Annotated in this window: 9 protein-coding genes and 2 rRNA genes; 7 read left to right on the top strand and 4 right to left on the bottom strand. The window is 41.0% G+C overall.

Annotated elements, in window-relative coordinates:
* Window positions 1-10: 10 nt before the first annotated feature.
* Window positions 11-2,965: ribosomal RNA gene (locus NST02_RS01880) — 23S ribosomal RNA — on the top strand.
* Window positions 2,966-3,065: 100 nt separating this feature from the next.
* Window positions 3,066-3,182: ribosomal RNA gene (rrf, locus tag NST02_RS01875) — 5S ribosomal RNA — on the top strand.
* Between the two features lie 583 nt (window positions 3,183-3,765).
* On the opposite strand, the gene NST02_RS01870 is transcribed toward rrf, so the two are convergent.
* The 4 genes from NST02_RS01870 to NST02_RS01855 all read right to left on the bottom strand — a co-directional run bounded on the left by NST02_RS01870 (window position 3,766) and on the right by NST02_RS01855 (window position 8,347).
* Window positions 3,766-4,392 carry a hypothetical protein gene (locus tag NST02_RS01870; RefSeq protein ID WP_340947794.1) on the bottom strand — a complete coding sequence of 209 codons (627 nt, stop codon included), beginning with the start codon at window positions 4,390-4,392 and terminating at the stop codon, window positions 3,766-3,768.
* A gap of 1,210 nt (window positions 4,393-5,602) precedes the next feature.
* Complete coding sequence (istB, locus tag NST02_RS01865; RefSeq protein ID WP_095314893.1) at window positions 5,603-6,322, bottom strand: IS21-like element helper ATPase IstB; 720 nt, start codon at window positions 6,320-6,322, stop codon at window positions 5,603-5,605.
* The gene (gene istA, locus NST02_RS01860) at window positions 6,319-7,824 is read right to left on the bottom strand and encodes an IS21 family transposase (RefSeq protein WP_340947791.1); all 1,506 of its coding nucleotides are present in this window, start codon (window positions 7,822-7,824) and stop codon (window positions 6,319-6,321) included. Before istA ends, istB begins: the two co-directional genes overlap by 4 nt.
* A gap of 319 nt (window positions 7,825-8,143) precedes the next feature.
* Entirely contained in the window at window positions 8,144-8,347 is a 204-nt protein-coding gene (locus NST02_RS01855) for a sigma factor G inhibitor Gin (protein WP_095314407.1), read from the bottom strand.
* Window positions 8,348-8,600: 253 nt separating this feature from the next.
* Between NST02_RS01855 and NST02_RS01850 the strand changes: the two genes are divergently transcribed.
* The 5 genes from NST02_RS01850 (at window position 8,601) to NST02_RS01830 (ending at window position 13,040) form a co-directional block, all read left to right on the top strand.
* Window positions 8,601-10,031 (top strand): aminotransferase class I/II-fold pyridoxal phosphate-dependent enzyme, encoded by a 1,431-nt coding sequence (locus tag NST02_RS01850; RefSeq protein WP_340947790.1) that lies wholly within the window; start codon window positions 8,601-8,603, stop codon window positions 10,029-10,031.
* Window positions 10,024-10,662 carry a dTMP kinase gene (tmk, locus tag NST02_RS01845; protein WP_095314413.1) on the top strand — a complete coding sequence of 213 codons (639 nt, stop codon included), beginning with the start codon at window positions 10,024-10,026 and terminating at the stop codon, window positions 10,660-10,662. Before NST02_RS01850 ends, tmk begins: the two co-directional genes overlap by 8 nt.
* A gap of 105 nt (window positions 10,663-10,767) precedes the next feature.
* Window positions 10,768-11,097, top strand: coding sequence for a cyclic-di-AMP receptor (locus NST02_RS01840; RefSeq protein ID WP_095314415.1), 330 nt, complete (start codon window positions 10,768-10,770; stop codon window positions 11,095-11,097).
* A 133-nt stretch (window positions 11,098-11,230) separates the two neighbouring features.
* Complete coding sequence (holB, locus tag NST02_RS01835; RefSeq protein ID WP_340949981.1) at window positions 11,231-12,238, top strand: DNA polymerase III subunit delta'; 1,008 nt, start codon at window positions 11,231-11,233, stop codon at window positions 12,236-12,238.
* Entirely contained in the window at window positions 12,231-13,040 is an 810-nt protein-coding gene (locus tag NST02_RS01830) for a PSP1 domain-containing protein (RefSeq protein ID WP_095314422.1), read from the top strand. Before holB ends, NST02_RS01830 begins: the two co-directional genes overlap by 8 nt.
* Window positions 13,041-13,050 lie beyond the last annotated feature (10 nt).

The raw sequence follows: 13,050 nt of genomic DNA, 5'->3' as shown, positions 1-13,050 counted from the left end.
TTTGCCGAATGGTTAAGTTATAAAGGGCGCACGGTGGATGCCTTGGCACTAGGAGCCGATGAAGGACGGGACTAACACCGATATGCTTCGGGGAGCTGTAAGTAAGCTTTGATCCGGAGATTTCCGAATGGGGAAACCCATCATCCGTAATGGGATGGTATCCATACCTGAATACATAGGGGATGGAAGGCAGACCCGGGGAACTGAAACATCTAAGTACCCGGAGGAAGAGAAAGCAAACGCGATTCCCTGAGTAGCGGCGAGCGAAACGGGATTAGCCCAAACCAAGAGGCTTGCCTCTTGGGGTTGTAGGACACTCTATACGGAGTTACAAAGGAACGGAGTAAACGAACAAGTCTGGAAAGGCTGGTCAGAGAAGGTAACAACCCTGTAGTTGAAACTTCGTTCCCTCTTGAGTGGATCCTGAGTACGGCGGGACACGTGAAATCCCGTCGGAAGCTGGGAGGACCATCTCCCAAGGCTAAATACTCCCTAGTGACCGATAGTGAACCAGTACCGTGAGGGAAAGGTGAAAAGCACCCCGGAAGGGGAGTGAAAGAGAACCTGAAACCGTGTGCCTACAAGTAGTTAGAGCCCTATGCATATTTCCTTTGGAAACATGCTGGGTGATAGCGTGCCTTTTGTAGAATGAACCGGCGAGTTACGATTGCATGCAAGGTTAAGTTGAGAAGACGGAGCCGCAGCGAAAGCGAGTCTGAATAGGGCGTCTTGAGTATGTAGTCGTAGACCCGAAACCAGGTGATCTACCCATGTCCAGGTTGAAGTTCAGGTAACACTGAATGGAGGACCGAACCCACGCACGTTGAAAAGTGCGGGGATGAGGTGTGGGTAGCGGAGAAATTCCAATCGAACTTGGAGATAGCTGGTTCTCTCCGAAATAGCTTTAGGGCTAGCCTCACGAAGAACGAGTCTTGGAGGTAGAGCACTGTTTGGACTAGGGGCCCTCATCGGGTTACCGAATTCAGACAAACTCCGAATGCCAAGTACTTAAACGTGGGAGTCAGACTGCGAGTGATAAGATCCGTAGTCAAAAGGGAAACAGCCCAGACCACCAGCTAAGGTCCCAAAGTATACGTTAAGTGGAAAAGGATGTGGGGTTGCTTAGACAACCAGGATGTTGGCTTAGAAGCAGCCATCATTTAAAGAGTGCGTAATAGCTCACTGGTCGAGTGACCCCGCGCCGAAAATGTACCGGGGCTAAACGTATCACCGAAGCTGTGGGTGTACACCGTAGGTGTACGCGGTAGGAGAGCGTTCTAAGGGCGTTGAAGCTAGACCGGAAGGACTGGTGGAGCGCTTAGAAGTGAGAATGCCGGTATGAGTAGCGAAAGATGGGTGAGAATCCCATCCACCGAATGCCTAAGGTTTCCTGAGGAAGGCTCGTCCGCTCAGGGTTAGTCGGGACCTAAGCCGAGGCCGAAAGGCGTAGGCGATGGACAACAGGTTGATATTCCTGTACCACCTCGTTTTTGTTTGAGCGATGGGGGGACGCAGGAGGATAGGGTAAGCGCACTGCTGGATATGTGCGTCTAAGCAGTTAGAGCGGCAAGTAGGCAAATCCGCTTGCCATACGCTTGAGCTGTGACAGCGAGGGAAATCAAGTACCGAAGTTCCTGATTCCACACTGCCAAGAAAAGCCTCTAGTGAGAAAACAGGTGCCCGTACCGCAAACCGACACAGGTAGGCGAGGAGAGAATCCTAAGGTGAGCGAGAGAACTCTCGTTAAGGAACTCGGCAAAATGACCCCGTAACTTCGGGAGAAGGGGTGCTTTTTAGGGTGCATAGCCCTGAAGAGCCGCAGTGAATAGGCCCAGGCGACTGTTTAGCAAAAACACAGGTCTCTGCGAAGCCGCAAGGCGAAGTATAGGGGCTGACGCCTGCCCGGTGCTGGAAGGTTAAGAGGAGGGGTTAGCTTACGCGAAGCTCTGAATTGAAGCCCCAGTAAACGGCGGCCGTAACTATAACGGTCCTAAGGTAGCGAAATTCCTTGTCGGGTAAGTTCCGACCCGCACGAAAGGCGTAACGATCTGGGCACTGTCTCAACGAGAGACTCGGTGAAATTATAGTACCTGTGAAGATGCAGGTTACCCGCGACAGGACGGAAAGACCCCGTGGAGCTTTACTGTAGCCTGATATTGAATTTTGGTACAGCTTGTACAGGATAGGTAGGAGCCGTGGAAGCCGGAGCGCTAGCTTCGGTGGAGGCGTCGGTGGGATACTACTCTGGCTGTATTGACATTCTAACCCGCACCTCTGATCGAGGTGGGAGACAGTGTCAGGTGGGCAGTTTGACTGGGGCGGTCGCCTCCTAAAGAGTAACGGAGGCGCCCAAAGGTTCCCTCAGAATGGTTGGAAATCATTCGTAGAGTGTAAAGGCACAAGGGAGCTTGACTGCGAGACCTACAAGTCGAGCAGGGACGAAAGTCGGGCTTAGTGATCCGGTGGTTCCGCATGGAAGGGCCATCGCTCAACGGATAAAAGCTACCCCGGGGATAACAGGCTTATCTCCCCCAAGAGTCCACATCGACGGGGAGGTTTGGCACCTCGATGTCGGCTCATCGCATCCTGGGGCTGTAGTCGGTCCCAAGGGTTGGGCTGTTCGCCCATTAAAGCGGTACGCGAGCTGGGTTCAGAACGTCGTGAGACAGTTCGGTCCCTATCCGTCGTGGGCGTAGGAAATTTGAGAGGAGCTGTCCTTAGTACGAGAGGACCGGGATGGACGCACCGCTGGTGTACCAGTTGTTCTGCCAAGAGCATCGCTGGGTAGCTATGTGCGGAAGGGATAAGTGCTGAAAGCATCTAAGCATGAAGCCCCCCTCAAGATGAGATTTCCCATAGCGCAAGCTAGTAAGAACCCTGAAAGATGATCAGGTTGATAGGTCAGAGGTGGAAGCATGGTGACATGTGGAGCTGACTGATACTAATCGTTCGAGGACTTAACCAAATAGGTTACTCGGTCTTTTTCTTCTTCATCCATTATCTAGTTTTGAAGGGACAAAGCTTTTTGCGTAAGCAAATAAGTTGCATCACCTTCAATCAAATAGTCCGGTGACGATAGCGAGAAGGTCACACCCGTTCCCATACCGAACACGGAAGTTAAGCTTCTCAGCGCCGATGGTAGTGAGGGGACGAGCCCTTGTGAGAGTAGGACGTTGCCGGGCAAAGTAAAAAGAGTATCCCATATGATGGGTGCTCTTTTTTTGATCTGAATGTCCGTAAGGACAAGAAATAAAACGCCAATAAAATCAAAGCAGAAACCAGAGGGTGGCTAGAACCGAGGAGGTCGAGGAAGCGAGAGAGAGAAGCCCGGAGTGTACGATGTACACGAGGACGGAAAGAACGAAGCTGACGAAGAGATCTGAAGGTGCTAGACAGCCGACTCCGAACACGGAAGTGAAGCTTCGGCGCCGATGGTAGTGAGGGGCTGTCCCCTTGTGAGAGTAGGACGCTGCCGGGCAAAATGAAAGAGGTTGGATCCAACTAGTATTAAAAGGTATAATTTTTAAACATAAGGCACTTTTTTTGGGATGAAATCTTTGTGTGGTAACTTTATTTTATTCAAAAGATAATAAAAGGCTTTGAAACTTTATTTGTCTTAAAATTTCAAAGCCTTTTGCCTTGCTAGGTGAGTATTTTCCAGCCTCTGGGCTTCTTTCAAGTAGATTTAAATATATATTATAAGGGTAAAACTTGATAGTAAGACTTTAACAAAAGCAATCTACACATATTATTACATTACCCCGTTTAGTTTTTTAATTGTGTAATTTGAATATCATAACTTCCTTTATTCACAGGTTTCACACGTGGCGTTATATTAGTAGTTACATATAATGGTATCAAACCAAAATATTCATTTCTAAATGTTGATAAACAACTTTGATTAGTACAAGAATCCGTGTCCTCTTTAGAGTAAATTCTACCAAGGCCACCTGATCCTATAATACCCCATGCAGCATGCTCATATTTATTAGTAATTTTTTCGGCACGACCAGATTCCATTGCAGTTGTCATATTAATTACATAGTTAACTTTTAATGCACCTACATTTATATTAAGTGTACCTAAAGTCCTTGCTTTTGTACCTCCACCTGATCCAACTCCAGTAAAGGTTCTTAGTGACATTGGCACAATTTTGCTCCCCTCTTCAGGCGATACTTTCATAGCATATATTTTCAAAAACTCCTCGTCTTCTGAACTAACAGTTTCACCGACATCATATTTATTATGTAGATCATTAATAATTTCAGAAATCTCCTGAGGAGTAAGAGATTCATTTAAACTATTAACTTTTGGTGCTTCGGAAGCCTCAGTTAGGTTCGGTAAGGCAAACGAACCTAATACTATTGCAAAAATCATTAAAAATTTTTTCATCTTTTTCCCTCCTTTAAATTCAATAAAATTATTTCATAAGTAGATTAGTGTTGTCTATGAAAATTACATTTTCTCACAAAAACGTCATTTTATTTCCTTTTTGAAATTAGTAAATAATATATTTATTTCTCCATTCTAATACAGAATTTCTAATAAATTATACAATGAAAATTTCCCCATATGGGTAAATGCACTTAATATACGAATGTTATTATAGATGCTTGACATAAAAAAAATAAACAGATACTATTGCAGTGCGTAATATTAACAAAATTACTTTGTAGGGGGAGGAGAATGAAACAGTTTATCTTTGGGGTTCTTGAATATGTTCGAGTCATAGTGATTTTTGTGTTTTTGTTCCTGATTTTTGGGTTTATAAATAATTATGTAGTTTATATCATTACAGGTGAAAATATTGAATCATATACTTCTAATACTCTTTTTCAAATACTATTATTTTTACAAGCAATAGGATATTTTCTGTTGATAATGCTACTATATAGAAATAGGCTACAATTTTATGGTTGGTTAAAAAGTAAATCGAGTAAAGCATTCTCGCGTAAGTCAAGTCAGAAAATGCTTATAATAAGTATAGTGTTCATATGTTTATTTTATTTATTTGCTCTATTTGATTTAGGCAAAATTATTTAATTATATGTAGCTAGCTTTTACTTGTCTATATCATTAACATAAAGATTGTATTCGCGATTGTTTTAGAATAACTATTAGGCATGCCAAAGATTTTAAAGTTTTGTTGGTACTTCTGTATTCATGTGACCAAACAATTAACTAACTTATCGACTTGTTTTTGGAGTCACTTCTGAAAGATCTTCTCTCTGTTGCTGTCATTTGTTTATTATACTTAGTTACAATCATCGTCCATTTTTCGTAAAGAGTATCGCGAGGGTGCTCTTTTTTTGATCCCAAGTGTGGCTGGAATGGCGAGATGCGCAATAAGCATTGAAATACGCGCAATTATGCCTTAAATTGGCGCAATTCGGTGTAAAACACGCGCAATCAAGCCACAAATCGGCGCAATCGAAGGCAAAACGAGCGCAATCAATTCCCCAAATCGACGCAATTCGACACAAAACACTCGCAACTATTCCAAAAAGTGCAATTCAGCGTAAAACCCTACTCTGCATGTATTTGGCAAGCAAAAAATGTATTAAACGGCATTTAAAAATGTACCACTTGCCAACGCATAGAATTAACCTTGTATAATTGATTCTTTGTAACGGTGGCTATCCCCGTTAAACACGATTAAATGCGAGTGATGAATTAATCGATCAATGACTGCTTCCGTTACAATCGGATCTCCGAAAACGTGATTCCATTGACCGAACTGAAGATTTGTTGTAATGATAATGCTCTTCGCTTCATAACACATCGCAATAACCTGAAATAATAATTCTGCTCCTTGTTTATGGAGAGGAATATACCCTAGTTCATCCAAGATCAATAAATCAAGTTTCTCTATTTGTTTAAAGAGCTTATTTAGTGTTCCTTTTTCATTTGCCTCTAGTAATCGATTGACTAATGAGGCTACTGTATAAAATTTGATGGACTTTCCAAACTTTTGTACGGCATTCAATCCAATAATGGTGGCTAAGTAAGTTTTACCTGTGCCCACTCCTCCATAGAAAATTAAATTTTCCTGCCGTTCCAGAAATGCACCATTTAATAAATCCTCTTTACTGAGCCCTTGAGTTAATAATATATCTTTCCAATCAAAAGGATTTCCTTTTGTTTTAGGAAGCGTCGCTTGTGTCAGTAATAGATTCGTCTTCCGTTCCTCTCGTTGCTCAACTTCTCTTCTAAATAACTCTAGTAAGAAATCCTCATTCGTCTTTGCTTCCACTTCATGATAATGTTCTCTGATCCAGCTTAATTTCAACCGCTTGGCATATTCTAGAATCTGACCATTCATTGTAGATCAACTCCTTTCATAAGCTGATCATAATGATCTAAACCTCGAATAGCCTTCGGCATTTCTGGCAATGGTCGATTGGGGTGTATTTCCGAACGGATTCCCCGTCCATTTATCAGTTGATAAAACACCTGTTTAATGGATTCAACAGATGGATGGCCATGCTCAGAAGCGATTATAAGTGCCTCCGTAATTCTACTAAAATCATGTTCTTTCAATACCATTGCTAGTAGTTTAAGAGCCTCTGGTTTTTCCGCAGCTGTACATGAATTGAAATACTCTTGCCATTCTGTTGGAAGTTGCTCATAGAAACTCGTATATTTAAGTGCCAAAGGACGTTTGGCCATTAGGTTTAAGTATGGCTGCCATTTCATAGACTTTCTATATTGACCGTATAATCGAGAGTGACTAACCACCAGCTGATTATCGTCTGTGAGTATTTCAATCGTATTATATGAGATTTTTACGAGAACCTTACTTAGCGCATACCTCGGAGAGGTTGAATAGAGGTTCTTCTCTACCCTTATATAACCATACTTATCCGCCTTGACGGTTTCATACCTTACACATTGATACTCTTTCCCTGGAAGAACAAAACAAGCTTTTTGATCCTCTTCAAACAATGTAGAAATAAAGGTTTCTTTCTCATAGTGCTTACGTTCACGGTCTCTTTCAGCTTTGTCCCATAACTTCTCGTTAAGTTGATCTATATCAAATACATGTAGACCTGGTAGTAAGAAATTATTCCTCACATATTTGACCATAGCTTCCACATGCCCTTTTTCGTTGCCACTATTCGGATTACAAAACTCGCATTTAAAACCATAGTGAAGAACGAAGTTTTGAAACTCCTCTGTTAGCTGCCGTTCTCCATTTGGCAGTACTTTTTTTACGGCAGGGGATAGATTATCAAACCTGATTGTTTTTGGAACTCCACCCATATGATGAAAAATTCGCTTCAGTCCTTCTAGGAAGCACTCTCTATTTTGTGAAGGAAACACCTGAAAATAAAAAGCATTACTATAAGGAAAAGATAAGACTAGATAGGGGAGCACAATGTCCTCTCCTTGATATTTAAATGGTGCTTCCCCAAAATCAACCTGTGCTGTACCCAGCTTAGATTCAAGTGGTAGAGCGGCTTGACTAGATTCATTTAATAACTCTTTCTTTCTGTTCGAAACATAATTTCTAATCGTTCGATCAGATCCCTTAAAATCAACTTCTTCTTTTAGCTGTTCCCACATCCGCTTTGCGGTTCTACGAAACTTCTTTTTTTGCTTAAAGTCCTCTAAAATCCACTCATCTACGATATGCTTAACTGAATCCATGATGGGTGAAGGTCTGTTTTGTTTCACTTTCACTTCAGGACTAAAATCCTCTTTTTCGGCATACTTTTTTACGGTTCTAGGATCTCTTCCCATTTTTTTCGCTATTGTTGAATAACTACTATCTTTTTCGACAGCCTCATGTCTGATATAATTAATTTCGGCCACTGCCAACATCTCCTTAATACCTCCTGCGCTTGTTTGTCCCAACAGGAAGTGTATGTGTATTTTGGAATGTTGACAAGTGGTTTTTTTAATTTATGCAGTACCTTCCAGGCACTGCATAAATTAAATGCCATAACCTACATTTTTATGATGCCATAGACACTCTGCACAAGTCATTAACGACCTGCGCAATTAACTGTACGACAACCCTGCCAAAAGACCCATGCAATTTCAACGTAACCTTAACCGCTCACGACCCTTTCAGGGTAACGGGGATAGTGATATAAAGTGTCTTAATTAAAATGAAAAAAGCCCCTGTTGACGGGGGCTCTTAGGAATAAATTTCTGGTGCGTTTATTTTCCGTAATTTTTTTAAGTAGAATTTATATTGAGGGTCGTTCGTTTCTGTTGAAATGATGCTTTTTTCGCAGTCAGAGCAGATAAAGGATGTGTATAAATAGATGCCTTTCCATTTGTATTGCTCACAGATGACACAGCAAGTTTCCCCAGGTTTGTTATTTAATAATGTATTCACTATGACTCCACCTCCACAGAACTATTCTGCCCATGAATCCCCCGATATATAACAATTTTTAGAATATTCTCGTGCTCTAAGAGGCTCAAGTAAAGACGAGGTACTTAATGAAGATGTTAATTTAGTGTATGTTAAGAGGGAGCAGACATTGTATGTCTTTTTATAAGATTTTGATTAAATTGTATCGGCATGAGATTTTAAGATAAAATAGACGAGTAATAGAAATTAGGACAGAGCAAAATGGTGATATAAAATGAATCAGAATGATACCCCGCTGTTTACTGCCTTGGAAAATCATTATAAAAAAAGGCCGATCTCTTTGCATGTTCCAGGGCATAAAAATGGCTTATTACTAAAAAACGATCAGTTTTTTCAAGGAATTTTACATATTGATGCCACGGAATTGACAGGTTTGGATGATTTGCATGCTCCCGAAGGTGTAATTGAGGAAGCGGAAAGGTTATTGGCGGATGCCTTTCACGCATCGAAAAGCTTCCTTCTTATTAATGGTACGACAGTTGGAAATTTGGCAATGATGATGGCGACCCTTGAGGAAGGGGACACGGTTTTTATTCAGAGAAATTGTCATAAATCAATTCTTAATGCGTTGGAGCTTACAAAGGCAAGGCCAGTTCTTTTAGGACCTGAGTACGATCCTGAATGGATGGTGTCAGGAGGAGTTGAACTTGAAACAATTAGGGAAGCGTTTGAATGCTATCCAGAGTGCCGAGCTATTGTGTTAACTTACCCTAATTATTATGGAATGACGTATGAGCTTAAAGAGATAATTGATTTTGCCCATCGTTATGAAATTCCAGTGTTAGTAGATGAGGCACATGGAGCTCATTTTATTGGCACAGAGGGGTTTCCGCCATCTGCGGTAGCATTGGGTGCTGATGTTGTGGTGCAGTCAGCTCATAAAACATTGCCTGCAATGACAATGGGCTCTTTCTTACATGTTAACAGCCAGTATATCTCAACGGAGAAAATCGCTCATTATTTACGAATGTTGCAATCAAGCAGCCCCTCTTATCCGATTATGGCTTCTTTAGATCGGGCGAGGAACTATATTGCCACATATACAAATAGGGATGCCCAATATTTAAAAGAACAGCTTGCCAGCTTTAAAAGGGAATTGCAAACATTAGAATTTATAAAAGTACTGGAGTATCCGAATCAAAATGGGGATCCACTAAAGCTTACGCTTCAATCGAATTGCGGCTATACAGGGTATGAGTTGCAGCAGCTTTTTGAAGAAAAGGGAATTTATGCAGAAATGGCCGATCCGAATAATATTCTTTTTGTCCTTCCACTTTTAAAAAAAGATGCAGACTTTCCATTTGCTGACATTATCACAAAACTAAAAGAATTGCGAATTCAAACAGCTAGGAAAAGAGGAAGAGCCCATTATTTTAAAAAGAAAAGAATTTCGACTCTATATCGTGTACAATCACATAAGAAAGTATTATTTCCGATTGAAGATTCGGCTGGTTTTATTTGTGCAGAAACGATCATTCCGTATCCCCCAGGAATTCCTCTATTGCTTTCAGGAGAAAAAATTACAGTTGAGGATGTAAAGGGGTTGCAGTTTTTGTTACAGTCAGGTGCCAGATTTCAAGGCGGAGAAAATTTAGAAGAAGGAAAGATTACGGTTTTTGATAAATTGGAGGATAATGATGACTAGAGGTTTATTTATTACATTAGAAGGGCCAGATGGAGCTGGAAAAACAACGATATTAAACCGACTCGCCGAAAGGTTTCAAAACGAAGGTATGAAGGTATTACATACTAGAGAGCCTGGTGGTATTGAAATTGCCGAGCAAATTAGAAAAGTGATTTTAGATAAAGACAATACAGCAATGGATTCTAGAACGGAGGCTCTACTATACGCTGCGGCACGGAGACAGCATTTAGTGGAAAAGGTTCAGCCGGCTTTAGAAGAAGGCTATGTCGTTTTATGTGATCGCTTTGTAGACAGCTCATTGGCTTATCAAGGATATGCAAGAAAATTGGGCATTGATGAGGTGTACAGCATTAATCAATTTGCTATTGCTGATATGATGCCGAATTTAACTTTATATTTTGACATCGACCCAAAGGTAGGATTAGAGAGAATTAATAGAAGCAATGAGAGGGAAGTGAATCGATTAGATTTGGAGGAACTTCAATTCCATGAGGATGTGCGGGAAGGCTATCACATCCTTTTGCAGAAATTCCCACATAGAATCAAACAAATAAATGCTGAACAGGAGCTGGAGCATGTATACGAACAAGCCTATAAGGAGGTTGAGGCCCTTATTCGCAGTCAAGCATGATGAATTAATAAAAAAATTGGAGAGGCTTTATTCATTAAGAAAATCATTCATATAAATTCCTGTTATAATATACATAATATAAATGGATACTAAGGAGTTGATAGGATGAAATTAATTATTGCAGTTGTACAGGATCAAGATAGCAATCGTTTATCAAGTGCGCTTGTCGATCATAATTTTAGAGCAACAAAATTAGCCAGTACTGGTGGGTTTTTGAAGTCCGGAAATACGACATTTTTGATCGGAACAGAAGATATACGTGTTGATAAAGCCTTACAAATCATTAAGGACAACTGCCAATCGAGAGATCAGCTAGTGGCGCCTGTTTCTCCGATGGGAGGAAGTGCGGACTCCTACGTACCGTATCCAGTTGAAGTGGAAGTGGGAGGAGCGACTGTGTTTGTGCTCCCAATTGAGCAATTCCACAATTTCTAAATGCAATAATTAGTAAGAATATGTCAAAGGTTATCAATGCATTGTTCAGACTCCATAAAATGTATATCCCCAATGTTTTATGGAGTCAGGATTAAATGTATATAAGATAGTTAATAAAAATAAGTGAGATGATATAGTGAACACGTGGGAAAGCTATGAAACGATCCAGCCAACCGTTATGAAAATGTTGAAGAATAGTATAATAAAAGGTCGGTTAGCCCACGCGTATTTATTTGAGGGAATGCGGGGGACAGGAAAAAAAGATGTTAGTCTCCTCTTATCGAAAAGTTTGTTTTGTACGCATCCTATTGATGGATATATACCATGTGAAGTTTGCCATAATTGTAAACGGATTAATAGCGGGAATCATCCGGATATTCATATAGTGGAGCCGGATGGGGCATCGATAAAAAAGCAACAAATACAAATGTTGCAGGAGGAATTTGCTAAGACTGGCGTTGAATCGAAGAAAAAAGTGTACACGATTGTTCATGCTGACCGCATGACCGTTAACGCTGCTAACAGTCTCTTAAAGTTTCTGGAGGAACCGACTTCTGAAACAACAGCTATTTTACTAACTGAGCAAACGCAGAAAATACTTCCGACTATTCTTTCACGATGTCAAATTGTTACATTTAAGCAGTTATCCCCTGAACATCTTATCCAGAAACTAGTGGAAAGGGGAGTTTCTGAAAAAAAGGCCCCTATTATTGCCCAGCTTACCAATAATTTGGATGAAGGACTTGCACTAAGTAATGATGAATGGTTTGCACAAGCTCAAAAAATAGTGTTAAAATTATATGAAGTATTAAGAAAGAATCCATTGGAGGCATTAGTTTCCCTGCAAGAGGATTGGTTCTTACACTTTAAAGACAAAGAGCAATACGATCAAGGATTAGACTTGCTACTTCTAGTTCTGAAGGATTTATTATATATACAACACGGGAAGCAAACCCGGGTTGTTTATTTGGACGAAAGAGATCGTCTCGAACAATTTGCGCTGCAAACATCTGCAAAAAGATTGGCAAGTCAAATGGCCGCCGTTTTAGATGCGAAAAGAAGGCTGCACGCAAATATGAATCCACAGCTGCTGTTAGAGCAGCTTGTGTTACAATTGCAGGAGGGATCATCATTTGTATAATGTAGTGGGAGTCCGCTTTAAAAAAGCGGGGAAAATCTATTATTTTGATCCCGGAGATCTCTTAATTCAAAAGGACGATTTCGTCATTGTGGAGACGGTTAGGGGAGTTGAGTACGGTCGAGTGGTCATCGGCCCTAAGCAGGTTGAAGAACACGATGTAGTTCTCCCACTTAAAAAAGTTCTGAGAATTGCAGATCAAAAGGATCGGCTTATCGTCGAAGAGAACAAACAGTCTGCCAAGGAAGCGTATGAGGTTTGTTGTGAGAAGGTCAACTTACATGAGCTTGATATGAAGCTGGTAGATGTAGAATATACCTTTGACCGCAATAAGGTTATTTTCTATTTTACTGCCGATGGACGGGTTGATTTTAGAGAGCTCGTTAAGGATCTGGCCGCGATTTTTAGAACTCGAATTGAGCTGAGACAAATTGGGGTAAGAGATGAAGCGAAAATGCTGGGTGGCATTGGACCATGTGGCAGAATGCTCTGTTGCTCCAGCTTTTTAGGGGATTTTGAACCTGTATCCATTAAAATGGCTAAGGATCAAAACCTATCCCTTAATCCAACGAAAATTTCCGGTTTATGTGGCCGACTTATGTGTTGTTTAAAGTATGAGAACGACGAATATGAAACGGCTAAGGAACAGCTACCAGATGTGGGCGAAATCATTGGTACACCGGCAGGATTAGGGAAAGTGGTTGGATTAAATATATTAGAACGTATTTTACAAGTAGAAATGATAGAACAAGAGCGTGTCCTCGAATATACACTGGATGAAATATTAAAGGAAGGCGCTATGTAGGAGATCCACG

The sequence above is a fragment of the Robertmurraya sp. FSL W8-0741 genome (assembly GCF_038004005.1).
GTDB classification, from domain to species: domain Bacteria; phylum Bacillota; class Bacilli; order Bacillales; family Cytobacillaceae; genus Robertmurraya; species Robertmurraya siralis.
Note: the sequence above shows the minus strand (reverse complement) of the source record. Positions and strands in the feature narration are given on the sequence as shown.